Here is a 23,226-nt window from a genome sequence, read left to right on the forward strand (position 1 = left end):
CAACAGTCAAGCCTCCACCTGACTCCACTGCTTGTTCAATCGCTTGTCCGACACCGCCATCTTTGTCCCCAGCTGCTGCGCCCAGAGCGATACGCGGTATTCCTCCAGCATCCAGCGGTAAGCCGTCAGTTCGGGGTCGCGTTTGCCTTCCTGCTGGTGCTTCTTCAGTCGCGCCTGGTACTGCTCCCAGTAGCCGGCCAACTCGCCGGACCACACGCGGTCACGCTGAAGCTGAGAACCGATCTTCTCGAAGCGTTGCTCGCCAGCCTTGAGGTAGCGTGGATATTCCTTCAACCACTCACCCGGTGTTTCGCGCACGAAGCCCGGACAGACCAAATTGGCCAGCTGCGCCTTGATGTCGTTCAGCGCCACCGCCTGAGCCAGGTCGATCTTGCCTTTGAAGCGTTTCTGCAGCCCGTGCCAGAGCTTGAGAATGTCCAGTGTTAGGCGCGCCAGCCGTTCGGCATGCGTCGCCCAGTCACCGCGCTTGCGCTCGGCCAGTGACGCCAGCGCAGCGCCATCGCGTGGCAGCTGGGCTTCGCCGTCGAGGATGCAGCTATCGAGGCTGGCCAGCAGGATGTCCTCGACCAGTGCATCGATTTTGCCCATGTCGCGATAGAGCAGCGCCAGCTCGGTGAGGCCTGGCAGTTTGTTGCGCAGGTACTTCGCCGGCTCGGCCAGTTGTTGCAGCAACAAACGCTGCAGAGCGCGGCGATGCTGATAATCGGCCTCGGCCTGGGTCGGGAAACGGCCTTCCTTGACCACCCCACCCTCCTCGACCAGTGCGGGATAGACCGTCATCGACAAGCCGGCCATCTTCGCCTGAGCCTTCTCGGCCACCTGAGCGAACCCTTTGGCCTCGACCGGTTTCTGTTCGGCCTTCTGCTGCGGCGGCACCAATGCGGCCTGGCTGGCTTCGCTGAAGCGTGCCGTCAGTTCGGCCAGATCACGGCCTTCTCCGAGGAACTTCCCACGGGCGTCGACCACCTCGATGTTCATCTTCAGATGGCTTTCGAGCCCCACGGCCGCTTCCGCCCAGGCATCGTCCGACACCCGGGCACCGGTCATGCGCAGCAGCTCGCGGCCCAGCGCATCCGGCAGTGCGCCGTCGGCGAAGGTGATTTTCGACAGCGCGGCCTTAACGAAGTCCGGCACCGGGACGAAGTTCTTGCGGATCGCCTTGGGCAAGTTGCGCACCAGTGCCACGGCCTTGGCCTCGATCAACCCCGGCACCAGCCAGTCGAGCCGCTCGGCACGCAGTTGCGGCAGCAGCGGCGCAGGCACACGCAGCGTCACGCCATCGCGCGGGTGGTTGGGTTCGAAATGGTACTCCAGCGGCAGCTGCAGTTCGCCAATACGCAGATGGTCCGGGTACTGCGCCGCGGTGACTTCGCTGGCGTCACGCGCCAGGACATCCTCATCGCGCATGACCAAGAGCTGCGGGTTCTTCTGACTTTCACGCTTGTACCAGGTCTCGAAGCTCGCGGTCTGGTAGATGTCTTGCGGCACGCGCGCGTCGTAATAGGCGAACAGCGTGTCCTCGTCGGCAATGATGTCGCGGCGACGGGCCTTGGCTTCCAGCTCGTCAAACAGCTCCAGCAGCTCGCGATTGGCGGTGAGCGCCTTGGCGCGGCTGTGCATCTCGCCGCGCACTAGGCCCTCGCGTATAAACAGTTCACGCGCAGCGGCCGGATCGATGGGACCGAAATGCACCGGCCGCCGCGCCACGACGATCATGCCGTACAGGGTGACCTGTTCAAAGGCGACCACCTGCCCGCGCTTCTTCTCCCAGTGCGGCTCGAAGTGGTTGGTCTTGATCAGGTGCTTGGCCAGCGGCTCGATCCAGTCAGGCTCGATCTTCGCGACCATGCGCGCGAACAGCTTGGTGGTTTCGACCAGCTCGGCCGCCATGATCCAGTTGGGCTTCTTGCGGCCTATAACGCTGGAGGGATGCACCCAAAAACGTCGCTGGCGGGCACCGAGAAAATCGCCCTCCTCGGTCTTGTGCCCGACCTGGCTGAGCAGCCCGGACAGGATCGCCTTGTGCACCGCCGCGTAGCTTTTGGCTTTCTGCGCGGCCTCGCTGGCTTCGGCTTGCTGGGCCAGCTTGACGTTGACCTTTTTGTCCTTCGTCAGAGCGGGTCTGTCGGTGGAAGAGGCTTCGCCGTCTTCCACCCTACTGAGATCCGCAGCTTGAGCGGACTTCGCATTGCGAGACTCGGCGTGCTGGCGATCCTGACGCTGTGGTAACCGCTCATCCGCGGGCTGGCTGCCACGGTTCTGCGCGCTATCGTTGAGCTTCAGCTCCCGCACGATCAACGTCAGCTGGCGATGCGCATCCCGCCACTCGCGAAGCCGCAGATAGTTGAGAAAGTTCTTCCGACACCAGGTGCGCAGCGGGTTGGAACCGAGCGCTTGGCGCTGCTCCTCGAAACCGCGCCAGAGATTGATCAGTGCCGCGAAATCCGAGTCCGGATCCTTCCACTGCGCGTGGGCCTGGTCGGCCTGTTGCTGACGATCAGCCGGGCGCTCGCGCACGTCCTGTACCGACAGTGCGCTGGCGACGATCAGCACCTCGGCGACGCTGCCCATCTTCGCCGCTTCCAGCAGCATGCGCCCAAGCCGTGGGTCGATGGGCAGGCGCGCCAGCTGCCGGCCCAAGGGGGTCAGCTGGTTCTCGCGATTGACCGCCGACAGCTCCTGCAACAGGTTGAAGCCATCGCTGATGGCTTTGCCGTCCGGCGGCTCGATAAAGGGGAAATCCTCGATCTGGCCGAGGCGCAGATGAAGCATCTGCAAGATGACGGCCGCAAGGTTGGTGCGCAGAATCTCCGGATCGGTGAATTCCGGCCGGCTGAGAAAATCCTCCTCGCCGTACAACCGGATGCAGATCCCCGGCTCGACCCGACCGCATCGACCCTTGCGCTGGTTGGCGCTGGCCTGGGACACCGCCTCGATCGGTAGCCGCTGCACCTTGGCGCGGTAGCTGTAACGACTGATGCGCGCCGTACCCGAATCGATCACGTAGCGGATGCCGGGCACGGTCAACGAGGTTTCAGCAACGTTGGTCGCCAGCACGATTTTGCGGCCGGCCGCGGGCCGGAAAATCTTCTGCTGCTCGGCGGGCGTCAGCCGTGCATACAGGGGCAGCACCTCAGTGAATTTCAGGTTGGCCTTGCGCAGCACCTCCGCCGCATCGCGGATTTCCCGCTCACCCGGCAGGAACACCAGCACGTCGCCGGGGCGCTTGCCGATGCTGCGCTCGTGGGCGTCGATCTCGTCCAGCGCGGCCAGAATGCCTTGGTCGACGGTGAGGTCATCCTCAACGCGGTTGCCGTCCTCATCGGTTTCGGCGGCCAGCGGGCGATACCAGGTGTCGACCGGAAAGGTGCGCCCCGAGACTTCAACGATCGGCGCACCATTGAAATGCTCGGAGAAGCGCTCAAGGTCGATGGTCGCCGAGGTGATGATGACCTTCAGGTCGGGCCGGCGCGGCAGCAGCGTCTTGAGGTAGCCAAGCAAGAAGTCGATATTGAGGCTGCGTTCATGGGCCTCGTCGACGATGATGGTGTCGTAGCGTTCGAGGAAGCGATCGTGCTGGGTTTCGGCCAGGAGGATGCCGTCGGTCATCAGCTTGATCAGCGAGCTGTCCTTGCTCTGATCCTCGAAGCGCACCTGATAACCCACCAGCTCACCCAGCGGCGTGCCGATCTCCTCGGCAACCCGTGTGGCAACGCTGCGCGCAGCCAACCGACGCGGTTGAGTATGCCCGATCAGGCCATGCACACCCCGTCCGATCTCCAGACAGATCTTCGGCAGCTGAGTGGTCTTGCCTGAGCCGGTTTCACCCGCAATCACCAGCACCTGATGCTTTTCCAGCGCAGCCTTGATCTCGTCGCGCTTAGCGGCAATCGGCAGGCTGTCGTCGTAGCGCATGACCGGCACACTCTGGCGCCGCGCCTCGACCTTGGCCGCTGAAGCTTGAAAGCGCTCAAGCCACTGAGCGAGGCGTTCCTCGTCAATCGGGGCGGCACCGGCTTTTTTGCGCAGGTCGTGCAGCTGACGACGCAAGCGATGACGGTCGGCGTACATCGCCTGGTCAAGATTTTTCAGGAGTTGTTCAAATACTGGTGTTGCGTCGGTCATGAACAGCCATGGTGATCGTCTGGAAAGTGGACATTGTCGCAGATTGGTATAGGAGCCGACACGCCACGCGGACCGCAACCAAACCCTCCTGTTCCCTTGAGGCCTCTTATTTCTGGCGCCAAAAATGCGAACAATATCTCAAAGTAGAAGCGGCGCAAGCTTTTTACTGCCCACCCGTCGTTAACAAATAGCCGTATGCCAGCACTGATTCATAGAATCGCCGCCTCAAAACGCCCTCAAAAGGATTTGTACCGTGAAATTGCTCAGACCCTTGTTCCTGCTCCTGACCGCTGCCTGGCTTACTGGCTGTGCCTCTCCTCAGCTTCCCATCGCGCTTGAAGACACCTTGTGGAGCGAGCGCGATAAGACGATTGGCGTCGCCATCGTTGAACTGCCCAAACCTACGGCTCAGCTCACTGGCAACCAGGGTTTGCTGGACCTGGCGATCAACACCGGACTGGCGGCCGGCCTGCGTAGCAAGGTCGAAACGTGGGAGCTCGTTGGTATGGAAACCGTTCCGCAGCAGCTGGTAGATGAACTGAGTACCCGCGGCTACAAAGCAAAGGTGCTCTCACCAATCAAGCTTTCCGAATTCAAGGAAAACAGTGCCAAGCTCGGCTACGCCAAGTACGACTTCACCCCGCTACGCCAGCAGCAGCTGGACAAGCTGATCCTGATCACCCTGCATGTCGCGGGCACACAGCGCAGCTACTATTCAGTCATCCCGACAAGCGACCCGCTGACTCAGGTTGGCGGCCTGACTCAGGTCATCGACCTGACGGACAACCGCCTGGCGTTCTACCAGAGCTTCGCTTCGGTTCGTGCTGCTGATGGCGAATGGGACGAGGGCCCGGACTATCCGAACCTGACCAACGCGTTCTACCAGGCACTGGACGAGAGCGAGCAGAGCATCCTGGCACCCTTCCGTGCCCAAACGCTCAGCGCCCAATGATCGAGCGAGTGCCGTTACTGGTACTACTTCTGGCGCTTGCAGCCTGCAGCACGCCCGACACATTGCGCCCACATATCGACCAAGACCCCGCCGCGCTGCTCAAGGCTAACGGCTACCGAATCGAGGTTGAGGTCAGCGACGCACGACTGGTACAGGGCGATGTACTGGTCGATGGCCAAAGAATGCTCGATCACTCACGCACCTCGGCCCCGATGGTACAAGCCTCGGGCGCGAGCAACTCGATGGGAGCGTCGGCCGCAGGCGTGATGATCGGCGGTCTATTGGTCAGTCAGCTGAACAAGACCCGAGTACAAAGCCATGCGCAAAACGAGGCCGACCAGCTAATCGCACCGTTACGCCTGGCTACAGCCGGAACGGGGCTGGGCCAATGGTTCGAGCAGCAGTTGCGTGACGAACTGGCGTGTGCATCTCTCGGCAAGGTCGTGCACGACAGCCCCTATCTGATGCGCTTCGAGCCCCAGGCCGAACTTGGCCAAGCACTCGACAGCATACGGCTGATCACCGAGGTCACGCTCAGCTTCGGTCGCGAAGTGCTTTACAGGGGTCGAATAGAAGTATTAGACGCAGCAGCCTGGAAGCCCGACTCGACAGCTTCCGTCGGTCTGGAGCCCTGGCTGGCTGACCAGGGACAGCCTTACCGAAACGCACTGCAGGCTGGAGTCAGCGAGATGCTTCGCGTGCTCGCTCTCGACCTTGAGTCGCAGCACTTTGCCGGTGCTACGGCTGTAGAACAGACGCTCAGGTACGCACTTGGCACGGGGCGCTTCGTGGAACGCGGACGACTGCTCGCCGACGACGGTCAGCGCGCCTTGTTCATGGATCTTCGGGGCTGGCTGAAATCGGTACCGCTTCAGACCGCCGCTCGCTGATGTGAAAGACCGCGCCGGGCAGCCGGCGCGGTCTTTCAAACCGTCAGCGGATCCAATGACCCCAACGAGACTTCTCCTGCACCTGCTGGATGCGCATGGCGCCGATGCTCTGCTCGGCCGCCGCCGCTATCTCGTCGTCGATCATCTTGGTCGACAGGGACAGCCAGCTGGTCGCGAAGGCCAAAGCATCGCCGTGCAGCTCCAGCGCCTCGGTCGAGAGGTTGCTGAGGTCGTCGCATTCGTTGTGGTAACACGGATCGTACGCTTGTCCGGCCGCACCTCCGTAACGCTGCGCCTGCTCCTCGGTCTTGATGTCTTCAGCACCGGTAAACAGCCCGCCAAAGGCGATACCGTCATCGAAGAACTGGGCATAGTCGGAGCGGAAGTCGATCTCGGTGCCTTCGGATGGCGCGTTGCGCAACTGGAAGTAGGAGCGGAACAGACGCTCGATGGCTCCCGAGCCAGGAGGACCTTGCAGGCCAAAGTCAGAGCCATCGCCGTCATAGATGAAGTTCGCGTAATTCGGCGAGCCGATCATGTCGACGTTCAGATAGGCCTTGATCTGCTCCTTCTCCTCCTCCGGCAATTGGTTGACGTAGTAAGTCGAGCCGACCAGCCCCGACTCCTCGGCACCCCACCAGGCGAAGCGCACCTTGTTCAGCGGATAGGCCCTGCTCATCAGCGTTGCCATTTCCAGTAGCGCGGCACTGCCGGAGCCGTTGTCGTTGATCCCTGGCCCTTCGAACACCGAATCCAGATGCGCACCGACCATCACGACATTGTCAGGATCGCCCCGCCGGGTCTCGGCCAGCACGTTGTAGGTTTCGGTCCGCTCGCGGACCACGTCGACGTTCATGCTCAGCTGCAACCCATCGGTCTCAGCCCAGGTCACGCCATTTTCATAGGTGGAGAACAGCACCGGGATGCCACCCTCATAGTCCTCACCCAGTGTGGCAACCAAAAGCCCCTTGCGGTCCTCGGTATCGCCCTGATTGAAGATGATCGCACCCGCTGCCCCGGCCGAAGCGGCATTGGTTGCCTTCTGGCCGAACGCGCAAGCGCCGCGTTGCATCAGTGCAATGGCGCCAGCTGGGAAGCCTGCAAAGTCTTCCGGTTCACATCCGCTGGTAGAGGTATTACCGAGGCCGAGGGAGAGGTCCACCGGAACGACCGGCGCGGTTACGGTCCCGGGGTCGGTCTGATCGGCATAGGTGAAGTCTTCCTCCCAGGTGTACTGCACAGCCTGCGGCGCGACCGCAGCGAGTGAACCTGGCCCCTCGGGGTAGAACGCGAGGAAGGGGAAGGTCTGCACCCGTACCCGGTAACCGGCGCGCTCGAGCGTGGTGCGTACGTAATCGACCGATGCCTGATAACCAGGCTGACCGGACGCGCGATTGCCATTGTTCAGGGAGGCGATGTCCTGCAGCTGCTGCAGGTGCGTCATGACGTTACTCGCCTGCATACAGCGAGGCAGCCCGAGCGGCGAACCTACCAGCAGCGGCGAGCGGCAAACCCGTGAGTCGGGCTTGCCAGGGCTCCAGTAATCATCGAACGCAGCGATGTCCGAAGTGGGCGCGGCGAGTGCTGCGGTGGAAGCCAGTAAAGCGAAAGAAGCAACTACCCGACGTGCATTGTTTTTCTTTTGCATGGGTAACTCATCCTTGCAACGAGATTGATGGGCAGGCCGCAAAATGGCATGCGCCATCGTCCCCTACGGCATTAAGTGGACGCGGCCATAGGGGACTAGACCGGGACGCTTATGTCCCGGTTCTTACTCTCGCGCCGGACGGCGCTACCTTCTGTCGCCTCGCTTGAACCTGCCTCGTCTGGGCCATGCGCAGGCCATGCCTACGGGTGTGGAGTGCAGCAGCGCAGCCGGCGCGGAATCATTTGCCTGCTGCCCTTAAACGCGGAACTGTCCAACCAGTCCCTGCAGGCGTCCGCCTAGGCCATCGAGCTCACGTGCGGTCTGAGCACCTTCGGCCGCGTCGCTGGCAACACCGTCCACCGCATCGGCGATGTGGTGCACGCTGCGGTTGATCTCTTCAGCCACCGCGGTCTGTTCTTCCGCGGCACTGGCGATTTGGGCGTTCATCGAGTTGATGGTGCCGATCAGCGCGGCGATGGCGTCCAGTGATTCGCCGGCCTGGTTGGCCTGCACTTGCGTTGCCTCGCCCTTCTCACTGGCGCGTCGCATGGTGCCTACGGTGTGCGAAGTTGCGCTCTGCAGACGGTCGATCATGCTCTGGATTTCACCGGTGCTCTGCTGGGTGCGGCTGGCGAGGGCCCGCACTTCGTCTGCGACCACGGCGAAACCTCGACCGGCTTCCCCGGCGCGGGCCGCTTCGATCGCCGCGTTCAGCGCCAGCAGGTTGGTTTGCTCGGCGATCGCACGGATCACATCCAGCACACCGACGATGCCCTCGACGTCCCGCTGGAGTCCTTCCAGTGAAGAACCACTGTCCCGCAGCTCGCCCACCAGCTCGTGAATCTGTTCAATGCTGCGGTCGACCACCTGCTTGGCAGCCAGGCCTTGCTGGTCGGTCTCCTGCGCAGCTTCTGCCGCCCGCTGCGCGCTCATCGCAACCTCGTGTGCAGCAGCCGACATTTCGTTGATCGCCGTGGCTACCTGATCGGTCTCATGTCGCTGGTCTGCCATCGCCTGTTCCGAGCGCTGCGCCTGGCTGGCCACCGCGCCAACCAGCCCGGTCAGCTGAGTCGTGGTGCCAGCAACCTGCTGAACCAGGGTATGGATCTTTTCTACGAAACGATTGAAGGAGCCGGCCAGCTCGCCCAGCTCGTCGCGGCTCGTGATGGGCAAGCGATGGGTTAGATCGCCGTCTCCGGCGGCCATATCGTCCAGCTTGGTCTTGATCAGCAACAGAGGACGCAGCAGTGCGTTGCTCATGAACACCGCCAAGACTGCAATCAGTGCCAACAACGCTGCGGAAGAACCCAGCATAATGCCGACTAGCGCATCGATGCGCTGCTGGAACTCGGCACGCGCAGCTTGCACATCTCGCTCTACACCGTCGAGGTTCAAAGAGGTACCGAAGACCAGCTTCCATTTCGGCAGGTAATCGGCGTAGCCGATCTTCGGCACCACCGTACTGCTGCCCCCGAGCACAAAGCTGTAATCCACATAGTGCGTACCGTTCTGCCCAGCCTCGACCAACTCGCGGATGGCGTACACGCCGTTGGGATCACGGAAGTCATAAAAGCTCTGGCCAATCTTGTCTCGGGTATTACCCTGCAAGATCCGCACGGCCTGGCTGTCATAACCCCAGAAATAGCCGTCTTTGCCATAGGACAGTTGCTCTAGAACGGCCACTGCCCTGTCGCGCGCCTCTAGATCACCGTCAGCGGAGGCATCATATATAGGCTTCAACGCATTACGGGCCAGCTGGACATAATGTTGCAACTCGGCGCGGCGGTCATTGATCAAGCTCTGGCGGGTCTGTTGTTCCTGCTGTTCAGCGAGACTACGTAATTCGTGGACTGCGAGGCCGCTGAACAGCATGGCCAGAAGAAGAATCGGCCCAAGTGCAAGCAGTAGCAACTTCACACGCAGGCGCAAATTAGAAAGCATTTTTTGGTCACCAAGTCAGTCGAAAACATAAATCGCCGTGATTAAGGCGTCAATTTATCGTTACGACCACTTTCGGCTTGAGCTTAAATTTCTTGACTCCTTTTTTGTTACGGACCGTAAACGTGGAAGCTTTACCCCCAGTCAAGGCAGGTGGTCGCGACGGCAATTAAACGCGGAACTGTCCAACCAGTCCCTGCAGGCGTCCGCCTAGCCCATCAAGCTCACGTGCGGTCTGAGCACCTTCGGTTGCATCGCTGGCCACCCCATCCACCGCATCGGCAATGTGGTGCACGCTGCGGTTGATCTCTTCAGCCACCGCTGTCTGCTCTTCAGCCGCGCTGGCGATCTGAGCGTTCATCGAGTTGATGGTGCCGATCAGCGCGGCGATGGCGTCCAGTGACTCGCCGGCCTGGTTGGCCTGCACTTGCGTTGCCTCGCCCTTCTCACTGGCGCGTCGCATGGTGCCTACGGTGTGCGAAGTTGCGCTCTGCAGACGGTCGATCATGCTCTGGATTTCACCGGTGCTCTGCTGGGTGCGGCTGGCGAGGGCCCGCACTTCGTCTGCGACCACGGCGAAACCTCGACCGGCTTCCCCGGCACGGGCCGCTTCGATCGCCGCGTTCAGCGCCAGCAGGTTGGTTTGCTCGGCAATCGCACGGATCACATCCAGCACACCGACGATGCCCTCTACGTCCCGCTGGAGTCCTTCCAGCGAAGAACCACTGTCCCGCAGCTCGCCCACCAGCTCGTGAATCTGTTCAATGCTGCGGTCGACCACCTGCTTGGCGGCCAGGCCTTGCTGGTCGGTCTCCTGCGCAGCTTCCGCCGCCCGCTGCGCGCTCATCGCTACTTCGTGTGCCGCAGCCGACATTTCGTTGATCGCTGTGGCTACTTGGTCGGTCTCATGCCGTTGGTCTGCCATCGCTTGTTCCGAGCGCTGCGCCTGGCTGGCCACCGCGCCTACCAGCCCGGTCAGCTGAGTAGTGGTGCCTGCAACCTGCTGAACCAGCGTATGGATTTTCTCAACGAAACGATTGAAGGACCCAGCCAGCTCGCCCAGCTCGTCGCGGCTCGTGATGGGTAAGCGATGGGTTAGATCGCCGTCTCCGGCGGCCATATCATCCAGATTGCGCTTGACAAACAGCAGAGGCCTCAAAATGGCGTTGCTCAGGAACAGCGCCAGCCCGGCAATCAATACCAGCAGTGCGGCAGCTGAGCCCAGCATGATGGTCGTCATGCGATCAATGCGTTGTTGGAAAGCCATGCGCGCCGCCTGCACGTCCCGCTCGACACCATCGAGGTTCAACGAGGTCCCGAACGCCAGGTTCCATTTCGGCAGGTATTCGGCATAGCCGATCTTTGGCACTACGGCCTTGCTATCTGGCATCTCAAAGCTGTAGTCGACGAAATGAGAGCCATCCTGAGCAGCCTGGACCAGCTCGCGAATCGCAAAGACGCCGTTGGGGTCCTTGTAACCAGCGAAGCTCTGACCGATCTTTTCGCGAGTATCGCCTTGGAAAACCCTCATTGACTGATCGTCATAGCCCCAGAAATAGCCCTCGGTGCCATAAGAAAGTCGTTCGAGAAGCCTGACTGCTTCGGCTCTCGCCGCCATGTCCCCGTCGGCAGATCGGTCGTAGAGCGCACCAATGGCGTTGCGCGCCACTTCGACATAATGCTTGAGCTCGGCGCGACGATCTTGCGTCAGGCTTTCACGGACGTTGCTCTCCTGCTGCCGTGCCAGGTCGCGTAATTCGTAGACGGCGATGCCGCTTAGCATCACGGCCAGCACCAGTGTCGGCACCACTCCCAACAGCAGCAGCTTCACTCGTAATCGAAGATTGGCAATCATGCGCTTTGACCCCACTTTTCACATGGATTAATACCGTCATTGTGACAAGGAGTAAGCGGGGCAGACAGCAGCCAAAGGTCGCATGTAAATGAGTTAACAAACCCGTTTGTTACGTTGACCGGTGGCCGTATAGAAACGCAAAAGCCCCGTCAGAGCGGGGCTTTTGCGTACCAGTAACGGTTATTTCTTTCCGAGTTTTCTGAGCTCTTCGTCGCGAAGTTCTCGGCGCAGGATCTTGCCAACGTTGGTAGTCGGCAGACTGTCACGGAACTCGACGGTCTTGGGTCGTTTGTAGCCGGTGACGTTGTCGTGCATGTGCTGCATGACCTGTTCCTTGGTCAGGCTTTCGCCCGGCTTGACCACAACAAACAGCTTGATTGCCTCGCCCGATTTCTCGTCCGGCACCCCGATAGCCGCGCACTGCAGCACGCCTGGCAGGGTTGCGAGCACGTCTTCCAGTTCATTGGGATAGACGTTGAAACCGGAGACCAGAATCATGTCCTTCTTGCGATCGACGATGCGCATGTAGCCGTCGTCCTGGATGATGCCGATGTCGCCGGTCTTCAACCAACCCTCAGCGTCCAAGATTTCATCGGTGGCTTCCTGGCGCTGCCAGTAGCCCTTCATGACCTGAGGACCTTTGACGCAGAGCTCGCCGATAGCGCCCATGGGCAGGTCGTTGCCCTCGTCGTCGATGACTTTGCACAATGTCGATGGCATCGGAATGCCGATGGTGCCGATCTGGATGCCACCGAACGGGTTGACCGAGACCACTGGGCTGGTTTCGGTCATACCGAAACCTTCACAGATTTCGCAACCGGTGACCTGCTGCCAACGCTCGGCCGCGGCTAATTGCAGTGCCATACCGCCGGAGAAGGTAGCTTTCAGCGAAGAGAAATCGAGCTTGCGGAAGTCTTCGTTGTTGCACAGGGCGACAAACAAGGTATTCAGCCCGACGAAACCGGTGAAACGGTATTTGCTCAGGTCCTTGACGAAGGTCGGCAGGTCGCGCGGGTTGGTGATCAGCACGTTGTGTGCACCGATCAGCATCATGGTCATGCAGTGAAAGGTAAACGCATAGATGTGGTAAAGCGGCAGCGGCGCGACCATCGTTTCGCAGCCGTTGCCCAGCTCCGAGCCCATCAGGGCGCGACACTGCAGCATGTTAGCGACGATGTTGCGGTGGGTCAGCATCGCACCCTTGGCCACGCCTGTAGTACCACCGGTATATTGCAGAACCGCCACATCATCACCGGCCGGATTGGCTTCGCGCGCCACCTTGCCACGGCCCAGCGCCATGGCGTCGGTAAACTTGACCGCTTTCGGCAAGTTGTAAGCCGGCACCATTTTCTTTACATGCTTGACCACGGCGTTAACCAGCATGCGCTTGACGGTTGGCAGCATATCGCCAACCTCAGTCACTACGACGTGCCGGATGCCTGTCTTCGGCAGCACTTCTTCTGCCAGATGGGCCATATTGGCGAGGCAGACCAGCCCCTTGGCGCCGGAGTCGTTGAACTGGTGCTCCATCTCGCGCGACGTGTAGAGCGGGTTGGTATTGACCACCACAAGCCCAGCCCGCATGGCGCCAAACACGACGATAGGATACTGAATGACGTTGGGCAGCTGGACCGCGATGCGATCACCTGGCTGCAGATCGGTGTACTGCTGAAGATAGGCAGCAAACTCACCGGACAGTTTGTACAGCTCACCGTAGGTCAGGGTCTTGCCGAGATTACTGAAGGCAGGCTTGTCTGCGAATTGCTCACAGGACTGTTTGAGCACAGCCTGAATGTTCTGGTACTCATCGGGATTGATCTCACTGTTGACCCCGACAGGATACTTATCCTTCCAGAAGTTATCGGTCATGTAACCCCACTCCTAAGCGACAGCTTTACTGCATATAGCAGCTGTTTTGTTGTGTTTTGTTAATTTTTGTACGGAACTTCCGGCCAAAAAGTGGATTCGAGGTTAGCAGTTTTGGAACTGGCCGAACAGTGTCCAGCCAGAGCAAAAAGGGCACAAAGTGACCGATCAGGATTTACCGGTCACTTCGAGAGCAATCTCAGGTATCGCTGAGATCAGGCCTGATCGCGCAATTCCCGGCGCAGAATCTTGCCCACCGGAGTCATTGGCAGCGAGTCGCGGAATACTATTTGGCGAGGCACCTTGTATCCCGTGAAATTCTCTCTGCAATAAGCCTTCAACTCATCGACGGTCAGGCTGGCATCGCTGCGCACGGCGAACAGTTTCACTGCTTCACCGGACTTTTCGTCGGGCACGCCGATCACTGCGCAGGCAGCCACCTTCGGATGCGCCATGACCACATCTTCGATCTCGTTGGGGTAGACATTGAAACCGGACACGATGATCAGGTCCTTCTTGCGATCGACGATGCGAACAAAACCATCCTCATCGATCACCGCGACATCGCCGGTTTTGAGCCAGCCCTCGGCATCTAGCACTTCGGCGGTGGCGTCGGGACGCTGCCAGTAGCCCTTCATTACCTGAGGACCTTTGACGCACAACTCACCGCGCTCACCGAGAGGGAGCTCACTGCCGTCATCGTCGATCACTTTCAACGTCGTGCCCGGTACCGGCAGGCCAACGGTGCCCAGACGTGAACCGTCGCCGTGGGGATTAGCGCAGACCACGGGTGAGGTTTCAGTCAAGCCATAGCCTTCGGTCACAGTGACGCCAGTCATGCTTTTCCAGCGCTCGGCCACCGCGGAAACCAGCGCCGTACCACCTGAGTTGGTGCCCTTGAGCGAGGCGAAATTGATTTTCTTGAATTGGGGGTGCGACATGAGCGCGACGAACAGGGTGTTCAGTCCGAGGAAAGCGGTGAACTGCCACTTCTGCAGCTCCTTGACGAAGCCATCGATGTCGCGAGGGTTGGTGATCAACACGTTATGGTTGCCGGTCACCATCATGCACATGCAGTTAACCGTGAAGGCATAGATGTGATACAGCGGCAGCGGCGCGATCATGATCTCCTGCCCTTCCTTGATGATCGTGTGCCCCTGCTCGTCCAGCTGCTGCATGTTGGCGTGGACCTGCTGCATATTGGCGACCAGGTTGCCATGAGTCAGCATGGCGCCTTTAGCCACGCCAGTCGTCCCGCCGGTGTATTGCAGGACCGCAACATCGTCCAGCGTCAGCGACGCCGGCTTGAGCCCGTGTCGAGCGCCATCACGCAGCACGTGCTTGAACGAAACGGACTGGGGCAGGCTGTACGCCGGCACCATCTTTTTCACATGCTTGACCGCGGCGTTGACCAGCAGCCCTTTGAGCGATGGCAACATGTCGCCGATACGCGCCTCGATGAGGACCTTGATGCCCGTATCGGGTACGACCTCCTGTACCAGCTTGCCGAAGGTATTCAGGTATACCAGCGCCCGTGCACCGGAATCCTTGAACTGGTGGCGCATCTCCCGCGCGGTGTACAGCGGGTTGGTGTTGACCACGATCAGCCCGGCGCGCAGGGCACCGAAGACAGCAATAGGGTATTGAAGCAGGTTGGGCATCTGCACCGCGATGCGATCGCCGGGTTGCAGGTCAGTGTGGTTCTGCAGCCAGGCCGCGAAAGCCGCCGAGTACCGCTCCAGGTCCGCATAGGTCAGCGTCACGCCCATGTTGCTGAATGCGGGACGGTCTGCGTGTGTCTTGCAGGAGCGCTCGAATACTTCCACAACCGAGCGAAAACCGCCCATATCCACGTTGTTAGGCACACCGGCGGGGCGTTTGTCATTCCAGAAGTCAGGTTGCATTGTTATTGGCCTCTATACCTGAGAGTGTCTGACCCACTCGCGGCGGGCTGTGGCGAACTTAACAGCTCCGCTGTTCGGTGCAATAGCGAGGCGGGTGTAATCAGTGATGTGAATCTCCGGCCACTGCTCCAGACCACCAGACACGGGACAACCCCATCGCAGAGCTCTAGAATGCAGCCACTCGGGCGCCTTCTACGGCGTGCCTTTCGCTCCGACGGATCCTATTGCGGCGGGTTCTGTCGTTTATATCCGCATTCAGAGGTCTACGCATGAGTACGCTGAGCAACACTCCCTACGCTGATCTGGAAGTTGGCCAAAAGGCCTCCTATAGCAAGACCGTGGAAGAACGTGACATCCAACTGTTCGCCGCCATGTCGGGGGACCACAACCCGGTTCACCTGGACGCTGAATTTGCCGCTTCGACAATCTTCCGTGAGCGCATCGCCCATGGCATGTTCAGTGGCGCCTTGATCAGCGCAGCCGTGGCATGCGAGCTGCCTGGGCCAGGCACCATCTATCTCGGGCAGACGATGCGCTTCGCCCTGCCGGTCAAGCTTGGCGACACCTTGACTGTGCGTTTGGAAATTCTCGAAAAGCTGCCCAAGTTTCGCGTTCGCATCGCGACCCAGGTGTTCAACCAGCGCGACGAGATGGTCGTGGACGGCGAGGCCGAAATTCTTGCCCCACGCAAGGCACAGACCGTCGAGATCAAAGCCCTGCCACCGGTCACCATCGGCTAAGAACGAAGCGATGCGGGCCCGGACCAATACCACCCCTGCATCACCAGATGCTGTCACCGTGATCGGGCGGTGACATATGGCCCAGTCGGCAACTGTTCCGGCATGGAAGCCTCTTAGGCCGCCACCAGATCATTTCATTTTGAACTGCCCGATCAGCCCGTGCAGCTCTCGCGTCATGCTGACGACCTCCCCGCTCACAGCCACGGTGTGGCTGGCTTCGGTCGCATTGGCTTCACTCAGACTCTTGATAGCCAGCGTGTTGCGCTCGACGTTTTCCACAACGATCGCTTGCTGTTCCGCTGCAGAGGCGATCTGAGTGTTGTGATCGATGATAAGCCCCATGCTTTCGGTGATGCCCTCAAAGATCGCCGCGGTGCGGGTCACTTCCTCCACAGTTTCGGACGCATTGCAGTGGCTGGCCTGGATGATGCGCACGGCATCGCTAACTTGCTGCTGCAAGCGACCGATGGTGGCGTAAATTTCGCCGGTTAGGGCGTGGGAGCGCTGCGCCAGGCTTCGCACCTCATCGGCCACCACAGCGAAGCCACGTCCTTGATCGCCGGCTCTGGCCGCCTCGATGGCAGCGTTCAACGCCAACAGATTGGTCTGCTCGGCGATGGTCTTGATGACGTCGACAGCTTTGGCGATCTCGCTGCTCTCCTGTTCGACTGAGGTGATCGCCACGAGGGACTGATCCATCTCGCCGAACAATCGATTGATCTGAAGGACTGCGAGCTCGATCTGCACTTGCCCGTCACGGCACTGGTCGCCAGCCCGATTCGCTTTTTCTGCCGTAGTCAGCGAATTGCTGCTGACCTCCTGGACGCTACTGACAAGCTCGCTGATGGCGCTGGCCATCAGCTCGAGCTCGGCTGCCTGATGGGCGATGGCCTGCTGGCTGTCGATCGCACTGGTATTCAAGCGCTCGGCCTTGCCGGTGGTCGACGCAGAAAACCGCGCCACTTCACTGATCAGCTCGCGAATGCGGGTCTGCATGCGATTGAAGTCTTGCGCCAGGTCGCCCAGCTCATCGCGGGCGCGAGTCTGGATGTCATGCCTCAGGTCACCTTCGGAAAGCTGCCGTGTGCCATCACCAATGACTTTGATGGCACCACGCACCGACAGATAAAAACCCGCAAACAGATAAAGAGTGAAAAGCACCACCACCAGCAACGCCGCTGCCCAGCTGTACAGGCTGGTACGCTCGTTCGCAAGATGCTCGGCGACTTGCTGGCGCACCGTGCTGAACAGGCTGAGCGAAGCTTGGTCAAGCAATCTGGCGACGTCATCGTAGCGGGCGAAATCATCCGCCCACAGCTGCACGCTGTCGCTGCCGAAGAAGCGCGAACGGGTATAAGGCTCGGTGACCGCTGCATAGGTCTGCGCCAGCGTTTCCGACGCCACAGCCACTTGCTGCGCGACCGCTCCGGGACCAGGCTCGGCGACCGCCATGGCTGCGATTTCGCTGCCAAGGTTGATCACGGACGGCCGGGTTGCCGACTCTAGGTAGCCGTAAGCCTTCAAGTAGGCGCTGTAAGCGCCGGCCTGGGCCAGCTTTTGGTGAAGCGGGAGGATGCGATTGAGCAGGCGGTCCATTTCGCTGAACACCAGCGGATCCTGATCCTGTGCCAGGTGTGCACGGGCGGCAATCGCTTTTCATCGCCTAGACATGCCCGAGCACTGGCGCGCCGTGATACATGAACAAGGTGTCAACTGCCGTGCCGCGTTCAAACTTCATCTCCTCAGCTCTGGCGGTAGGATGCGCTGCCAGCTCGCTAAAGCCATTGGCGCTCAGCCAGCGATTGAATTCGGTTGCCTGCGCCTCGTAGATTCGGCCCTGCTGAGCTATTGCCTCGCTGACATCAGGCTTGTCGCGCGCCTGGCGGACCACCTGTAGAGCAGCCATGCGCCAGGCCGCCTGCTGGACAGTCAGATAGCGCTCAAGCGCCTCGAGCCCGACCTGCTCCTGCTCAAGCGCATCGATAGAGCGATGAATCGCGGACAGCTTGTCGCTGGATAACCAACAGTACGGCAGCATGAACACAGCCAGAATGATGATGAACTTCTGGGCGTAACGTGCCCTAGACATCAGAGACAGAACCGGGGCGAAAAAAGACATGGGATTCCTCTGCATACCGCCGGCTGCAGGAAGCCGGCGTTCCAGCGCCCAGGGAGGGACGCGCTTAGGAGGCTGGTTGAAACATCCTTGCCCACAACACCGACGACCACGCTTTTCCTGACTGACTGGCCAGCATGTATACCGGCCAACCCAAACGCCCGCGGCGATAGCAGTGAGCCATCAAAAAAGCTGCCAAGCCTGCTGTGACTTTTCGCTCAGAGGTTTTACTCAGCAAGCAGCGCTCTAAAACGGGGCTACCCCGCGAACTGTGCACCACGATGAACGCATCGACTGGCATTCCAGCCGTTGCGCCGCGCCACTGCGTGATAAGCAAGAGAGATTTAAGGGGTAACTGTTTAACTGCATCCCGATGCGTATGCACCGCCTGCAGCCGGCAGCAACCCAAGGGGCGGGAAGACAAATCAACTTGGGGATACGCGCTGCGCGTCTCGCCCCCCTCGGACGAATCGAGAAACAGCGGTGTTTCGTGGTTGCAGCGAATTACAGACAAAAAAAAGGGCGACCTAAGTCGCCCAAATGCCTTGCGTGCTCTGTACCACCAGCCGGATCAACGCTTCTTGTGCGCGTCCCGCCAGATGAAATATCCGAAACCGCCGAGGAAGGCGACCATAAGGCCGACCGTGACCACCCCTGCGAGCACCACATTATCGACGAACATGATTTCCTACCTCCAAGCTGTTTCGCTGTCTGATGGCTGCATAGTCGTCTTCCCCGGCGATAAAAAAATTGACCGACGTCAATCACCACGGAGCCTTTGAATAAAGGCACCGCGGTAACTGATCTGGATCAAAAAAATGGGGGTGTCAGGAGGGACGCTACGGGACAGCAGCCACGCGATAAGTCGTCGCGAGCAATTTGGAACGGGCTATCAGCAAGCGCTGTTAGCGCTTTTTCGGCTTGGTCTTGGACTTTTTCTTTGGCTTGCTTAGCGGCAGCACCTGTTCGAAAGCCTGACGCATTTCGACCAGCCGCTTTTCCTTGATGTCATGAATACGCTTTTCACGCTCGGCACTGAAATCGATCAGCTTTTCGTCACTGCTCATAAGCTCGGCCCGTGGATGATCTGGCGGAAGGTCAGGTTGAGGCGCGGTGCGCGAACCTTTCGTGTTCTGGCGATCTGGTGCTGCCAATAATGCTGGGTGAGACCGCTCATGACCAGCAGCGATCCATGTTCGAGCGAGATGGAGTACTCAATACGGCTGGTTCCCTTGCGGCGAAAATCGAAGCGCCGCGTGGCGCCCAGATTGAGCGAGACCACCAAGGGCTGCTGTCCCAGCTCTCGTTCGTCATCGCTGTGCCAGCCCATGGCGTCCTGTCCATCGCGATAGTAGTTGAGCAGGACGCCATTCAGATGGCGGTCGACCTGCTGCTGTACCCGTTGGCGGATATCGGCCAGCAATGGCGTCCAGGCAAGCGGCTCGTGTGTGAAACCGGAATACCGATAATGCGCATCGGCATCGCCATACCAGGCGACCAGTCGCGGCACGGCAATGCTGCGGCCGTAGAGTTTGATCTGGGGTTGGGACCAAGGTGTCTGTGCGGAAAGATCGGACAACCATTCGTCAGCCAGGTCCGCATCGACCCATCGCGGGAAGTAGCGCAGATCTGCATCTGCCAGCTCGATCAGCTCGCTGTCGTCTGACATAAACGGATCAAACCTCCACATCCACCCACAGTCCCTGCCGCGGCAGCTCATCAAGGGCGGCCTGGTCTTCCTCGGCGGTTTCGCCTTCGGCGAGCTCCTGGGCGGTGTAGCCACGACGCCGTTGCCGCCTGCGCTGCTCGTCGCGCAGCATCTGCTCCGCTTCCTGAGGGTGACGGCGATCAAGGCCCACCGAGCTTTCGTTGGCGCTAGGCTGCACGGGCGTCACCGGCGCGATATCGGGTCGCGGCTTGACCACGTCCTGTTGCGCGGTGACCTGGACGGTACCGGGTGGAATGACTGGCAGCATCTTCGCTCTCCCCTGGCAAACCGATCGCTTTCTATCCCAACCTGGCAGGCCTGTAGCGGTTGATCGGCGGATCTGCCGACGACTTTAGCAGCAACGCTACACTGCCGGGGTGCGTTTCCGGGTCGTCATGGATGAACACGAGCGATGGCTGGCTTGATGCAGTGGCATCTATCGTCGATCTATGGGCAGTGTTCCGTTAACATAGCGGGCTTTTTTACAGCGGGAGGCAGGGCATGGCGCAGCAGTATCTACCGGGGCAACGCTGGATCAGCGACAGCGAAGCGGAACTCGGTCTGGGAACCATCCTCATGCAGGACGGCCGCATGCTCACCGTGCTCTACCCCGCGACGGGTGAAACCCGCCAGTACGCTGCACGCAGCGCTCCGCTGACGCGCGTGCGTTTCGTCCCGGGTGATGAAATTACCCACTTCGAAGGCTGGAAGATGACCGTGCGCGAAGTCGACGATGTCGACGGCCTGCTGGTCTATCACGGCCTGACCGCACAGAGCGAAGCCCGCACCCTGCCGGAAACCCAGCTGTCGAACTTCATCCAGTTCCGCCTCGCCAGTGACCGTCTGTTCGCCGGCCAGATCGACCCGCTGAATTGGTTCAAGCTGCGTTATCACACTCTGGAAAACCAGAGCAAACAACTCACCTCCTCGCTGTGGGGCCTGGGCGGCGTGCGTGCGCAACCCATCGCGCACCAGCTGCACATCGCCCGTGAAGTCGCCGACCGTATCGCCCCGCGCGTTCTGCTGGCGGACGAGGTAGGTCTGGGCAAAACCATCGAAGCCGGCCTGGTGATCCATCGCCAGCTGCTCTCTGGCCGCGCCAAGCGCGTGCTGATCCTGGTTCCGGAGAACCTCCAGCACCAGTGGCTGGTGGAAATGCGCCGCCGTTTCAACCTGCAAGTCGCGCTGTTCGACGACGAACGCTTCATCGAAAGCGATGCCACCAACCCCTTCGAAGACACCCAGCTCGCACTGGTCTCGCTGGACTGGCTGAAGGACGACGAGCGCGCCCAGGACGCGGCCTTCGCTGCCGGCTGGGATCTGCTGGTGGTGGACGAAGCGCATCACCTGGTCTGGCACCCGGAAAACGCCAGCGCCGAATACAAGCTGGTCGAGCAACTGGCCGAAGTCACCCCTGGTGTCCTGCTGTTGACGGCGACACCCGAGCAGCTCGGCCAGGAAAGCCACTTCGCTCGCCTGCGCCTACTCGACCCGAACCGTTTCCATGATCTCGAAGCCTTCCGCGCTGAGAGCGCCAGCTACCAACCGGTCGCCCGAGCAGTGCAGGAGTTGCTGGACGAGGGCCGCCTGTCACAGGAAGCACACCAGACCATCCATGACTTCCTCGGCGCCGAAGGCGAAGCGCTGCTCGCTGCGGCCACCGACGGCGACATCGAAGCCAGCAGCCGCCTGATTCGTGAGCTGCTCGACCGTCACGGCACGGGCCGCCTGTTGTTCCGCAACACCCGCGCCGCCGTGCGCGGTTTCCCTGAACGCCAGCTGCATCCCTATCCGCTGCCCTGCCCCGCCGAGTATCTGGAATTGCCACTGGGCGAGCATGCCGAGCTGTATCCGGAAGTCAGCTTCCAGAGCCAGCAGGAAGAGCCGGACCCGCAGAATCGCTGGTGGAGTTTCGATCCGCGCGTCGAGTGGCTGATCGACACGCTGAAGATGTTGAAAAAATTCAAGGTGCTGGTGATCTGCGCCCACGCCGAGACCGCGCTGGATCTGGAAGACGCGCTGCGCGTGCGCTCCGGCATCCCGGCCACCGTGTTCCATGAAGGCATGAGCATTCTCGAGCGGGACCGCGCGGCCGCCTACTTTGCCGATGAAGAGTTCGGTGCGCAGGTGCTGATCTGCTCCGAGATCGGCAGCGAGGGCCGCAACTTCCAGTTCGCGCATCACCTGGTGCTGTTCGATCTGCCGTCGCACCCCGACCTGCTGGAGCAGCGCATCGGCCGTCTCGACCGCATCGGTCAGGCCCACGTTATCCAGCTGCACGTGCCCTATCTGGAAACCAGCCCGCAGGAACGCCTGTTCAAGTGGTACCACGAGGCGCTGAATGCGTTCCTCAACACCTGTCCCACCGGCAATGCTCTGCAGCATCAGTTCGGGCCGCGCCTGCTGAACCAGCTGGAAGAAGGCGACGACGACGAGTTTCAGAAGCTTATTGAAGAGGCTCTCGCCGAACGCGTGCGCCTGGAAGCCGACCTGCATGCCGGCCGCGACCGTCTGCTGGAGCTCAATTCCGGCGGTGGCGAACAGGGCAAGGCACTGGTCGAGGCCATCGAAGAGCAGGACGACCAGTTCGCCCTGCCAATCTTCATGGAAGAGCTGTTCGACGCCTTTGGCATCGACAGCGAAGACCATTCCGAGAACGCGCTGATTCTGCGTCCCAGCGAGAAGATGCTCGACGCCAGCTTCCCGCTCGGTGACGACGAAGCCGTGACCGTCACCTATGATCGCGAGCAGGCCCTTGCTCGTGAAGACATGCAATTCCTCACCTGGGAACACCCCATGGTCCAGGGCGGCATGGATCTGGTGCTGTCCGGCTCCATGGGCAACACCGCCGTGGCGCTGATCAAGAACAAGGCGCTCAAGCCTGGCACCGTCTTGCTCGAACTGCTCTATGTCAGCGAGGTGGTGGCGCCGCGTGCCCTGCAGCTCAACCGCTTCCTGCCGCCCTTGGCGCTGCGCTGCCTGCTGGATTCGAACGGCAACGACCTGGCGCCCAAGGTGGCGTTCGAGACGCTCACCGATCAGCTGGAAAGCGTCCCGCGCGCCAGTGCGAACAAGTTCGTCCAGGCTCAGCGCGACGTGCTGGCCAAGCAGATTGCCGATGCAGAAGCCAAGGTTACCCCTCGCCACACCGAGCGCGTAGACGAAGCGCAGCGCAAACTGAAGGCGAGCCTCGACGAAGAGCTGGCGCGACTGACCGCCCTTCAGGCAGTCAACCCGAGCGTACGCGACAGCGAGATCGAAGCCGTGCGCAAGCAGCGTGAAGAAGGTCTGGGGATGCTGGAGAAGGCCGGTCTGCGCCTGGAGGCGATCCGAGTGCTGGTAGCCGGCTGACGTTCACCCGCGTTACGAAAGGCCGGCTGCGAGCGATTGCAGCCGGCCTTTTTCATTTCTATCAAGCAGACCCGCCACGCTCGGGGCATCGCGATAGGCACGCGATCCGAAT

At 60.6% G+C, this 23,226-nt stretch carries 16 protein-coding genes; 4 read left to right on the forward strand and 12 right to left on the reverse strand.

The genetic code is table 11. The annotated features are described in order from the left end of the window. Positions 1 to 6: 6 nt before the first annotated feature. Entirely contained in the window at positions 7 to 4,146 is a 4,140-nt protein-coding gene (hrpA, locus tag CXK96_RS02740) for an ATP-dependent RNA helicase HrpA (RefSeq protein ID WP_102834952.1), read from the reverse strand. A 253-nt stretch (positions 4,147 to 4,399) separates the two neighbouring features. Between hrpA and CXK96_RS02745 the strand changes: the two genes are divergently transcribed. Next, entirely contained in the window at positions 4,400 to 5,098 is a 699-nt protein-coding gene (locus CXK96_RS02745) for a hypothetical protein (RefSeq protein WP_256061623.1), read from the forward strand. A gap of 8 nt (positions 5,099 to 5,106) precedes the next feature. After that, positions 5,107 to 5,988, forward strand: a complete 882-nt coding sequence (locus CXK96_RS02750) for a hypothetical protein (protein WP_146030686.1) — start codon at positions 5,107 to 5,109, stop codon at positions 5,986 to 5,988. Positions 5,989 to 6,031: 43 nt separating this feature from the next. Here the strand turns inward: CXK96_RS02750 and CXK96_RS02755 are convergent, their stop codons facing one another. From CXK96_RS02755 to fadD2, 5 genes are all read right to left on the reverse strand, one after another. After that, positions 6,032 to 7,636, reverse strand: a complete 1,605-nt coding sequence (locus CXK96_RS02755; RefSeq protein WP_102834955.1) for a M28 family metallopeptidase — start codon at positions 7,634 to 7,636, stop codon at positions 6,032 to 6,034. Positions 7,637 to 7,891: 255 nt separating this feature from the next. Next, a complete protein-coding gene (locus tag CXK96_RS02760; protein ID WP_102834956.1) occupies positions 7,892 to 9,577 on the reverse strand; it encodes a methyl-accepting chemotaxis protein in 1,686 nt (561 codons plus the stop codon). Between the two features lie 166 nt (positions 9,578 to 9,743). Continuing rightward, entirely contained in the window at positions 9,744 to 11,429 is a 1,686-nt protein-coding gene (locus CXK96_RS02765; protein WP_102834957.1) for a methyl-accepting chemotaxis protein, read from the reverse strand. 180 nt (positions 11,430 to 11,609) lie between these two features. Next, positions 11,610 to 13,298, reverse strand: a complete 1,689-nt coding sequence (gene fadD1, locus CXK96_RS02770) for a long-chain-fatty-acid--CoA ligase FadD1 (protein WP_102834958.1) — start codon at positions 13,296 to 13,298, stop codon at positions 11,610 to 11,612. 212 nt (positions 13,299 to 13,510) lie between these two features. After that, on the reverse strand, positions 13,511 to 15,199 hold the full coding sequence (gene fadD2, locus CXK96_RS02775; protein WP_102834959.1) for a long-chain-fatty-acid--CoA ligase FadD2: 1,689 nt from the start codon (positions 15,197 to 15,199) through the stop codon (positions 13,511 to 13,513). A gap of 269 nt (positions 15,200 to 15,468) precedes the next feature. Between fadD2 and CXK96_RS02780 the strand changes: the two genes are divergently transcribed. Then, positions 15,469 to 15,939 carry a MaoC family dehydratase gene (locus CXK96_RS02780; protein WP_102834960.1) on the forward strand — a complete coding sequence of 157 codons (471 nt, stop codon included), beginning with the start codon at positions 15,469 to 15,471 and terminating at the stop codon, positions 15,937 to 15,939. Between the two features lie 129 nt (positions 15,940 to 16,068). On the opposite strand, the gene CXK96_RS02785 is transcribed toward CXK96_RS02780, so the two are convergent. The 6 genes from CXK96_RS02785 to CXK96_RS02795 all read right to left on the reverse strand — a co-directional run bounded on the left by CXK96_RS02785 (position 16,069) and on the right by CXK96_RS02795 (position 20,031). Continuing rightward, entirely contained in the window at positions 16,069 to 17,547 is a 1,479-nt protein-coding gene (locus CXK96_RS02785) for a methyl-accepting chemotaxis protein (RefSeq protein ID WP_256061696.1), read from the reverse strand. Positions 17,548 to 17,602: 55 nt separating this feature from the next. Then, positions 17,603 to 18,028 carry a hypothetical protein gene (locus tag CXK96_RS20870; protein WP_146030687.1) on the reverse strand — a complete coding sequence of 142 codons (426 nt, stop codon included), beginning with the start codon at positions 18,026 to 18,028 and terminating at the stop codon, positions 17,603 to 17,605. A gap of 598 nt (positions 18,029 to 18,626) precedes the next feature. Next, the gene (gene ccoM / locus CXK96_RS21120) at positions 18,627 to 18,737 is read right to left on the reverse strand and encodes a cytochrome c oxidase subunit CcoM (protein ID WP_045425123.1); all 111 of its coding nucleotides are present in this window, start codon (positions 18,735 to 18,737) and stop codon (positions 18,627 to 18,629) included. 223 nt (positions 18,738 to 18,960) lie between these two features. Beyond that, positions 18,961 to 19,122, reverse strand: a complete 162-nt coding sequence (locus CXK96_RS20715; RefSeq protein ID WP_180981477.1) for a hypothetical protein — start codon at positions 19,120 to 19,122, stop codon at positions 18,961 to 18,963. After that, entirely contained in the window at positions 19,119 to 19,724 is a 606-nt protein-coding gene (locus tag CXK96_RS02790) for an alpha-ketoglutarate-dependent dioxygenase AlkB family protein (protein ID WP_102834961.1), read from the reverse strand. Before CXK96_RS02790 ends, CXK96_RS20715 begins: the two co-directional genes overlap by 4 nt. Before the next feature lie 7 nt (positions 19,725 to 19,731). Next, a complete protein-coding gene (locus CXK96_RS02795) occupies positions 19,732 to 20,031 on the reverse strand; it encodes an aspartate-semialdehyde dehydrogenase (protein WP_102834962.1) in 300 nt (99 codons plus the stop codon). A gap of 233 nt (positions 20,032 to 20,264) precedes the next feature. On the opposite strand from CXK96_RS02795, the gene rapA reads away from it, so the two are divergent. Further along, positions 20,265 to 23,114: an RNA polymerase-associated protein RapA gene (gene rapA, locus CXK96_RS02800; protein WP_102834963.1), complete on the forward strand. Its 2,850-nt coding sequence runs from the start codon at positions 20,265 to 20,267 to the stop codon at positions 23,112 to 23,114. Positions 23,115 to 23,226: the final 112 nt, after the last annotated feature.

The organism is Stutzerimonas stutzeri, assembly GCF_002890895.1.
GTDB lineage: Bacteria > Pseudomonadota > Gammaproteobacteria > Pseudomonadales > Pseudomonadaceae > Stutzerimonas > Stutzerimonas stutzeri_AB.

Bases quoted from the DNA above. Each gene is read 5' to 3' on its own strand.
- hrpA (WP_102834952.1), bottom strand. From the start codon at position 4,146: ATGACCGACGCAACACCAGTATTTGAACAACTCCTGAAAAATCTTGAC.
- CXK96_RS02755 (WP_102834955.1), bottom strand. From the start codon at position 7,636: ATGCAAAAGAAAAACAATGCACGTCGGGTAGTTGCTTCTTTCGCTTTA.
- CXK96_RS02760 (WP_102834956.1), bottom strand. From the start codon at position 9,577: ATGCTTTCTAATTTGCGCCTGCGTGTGAAGTTGCTACTGCTTGCACTT.
- CXK96_RS02765 (WP_102834957.1), bottom strand. From the start codon at position 11,429: ATGATTGCCAATCTTCGATTACGAGTGAAGCTGCTGCTGTTGGGAGTG.
- fadD1 (WP_102834958.1), bottom strand. From the start codon at position 13,298: ATGACCGATAACTTCTGGAAGGATAAGTATCCTGTCGGGGTCAACAGT.
- fadD2 (WP_102834959.1), bottom strand. From the start codon at position 15,199: ATGCAACCTGACTTCTGGAATGACAAACGCCCCGCCGGTGTGCCTAAC.
- CXK96_RS02780 (WP_102834960.1), top strand. From the start codon at position 15,469: ATGAGTACGCTGAGCAACACTCCCTACGCTGATCTGGAAGTTGGCCAA.
- CXK96_RS20870 (WP_146030687.1), bottom strand. From the start codon at position 18,028: ATGTCTAGGGCACGTTACGCCCAGAAGTTCATCATCATTCTGGCTGTG.
- ccoM (WP_045425123.1), bottom strand. From the start codon at position 18,737: ATGTTCGTCGATAATGTGGTGCTCGCAGGGGTGGTCACGGTCGGCCTT.
- CXK96_RS20715 (WP_180981477.1), bottom strand. From the start codon at position 19,122: ATGAGCAGTGACGAAAAGCTGATCGATTTCAGTGCCGAGCGTGAAAAG.
- CXK96_RS02790 (WP_102834961.1), bottom strand. From the start codon at position 19,724: ATGTCAGACGACAGCGAGCTGATCGAGCTGGCAGATGCAGATCTGCGC.
- CXK96_RS02795 (WP_102834962.1), bottom strand. From the start codon at position 20,031: ATGCTGCCAGTCATTCCACCCGGTACCGTCCAGGTCACCGCGCAACAG.
- rapA (WP_102834963.1), top strand. From the start codon at position 20,265: ATGGCGCAGCAGTATCTACCGGGGCAACGCTGGATCAGCGACAGCGAA.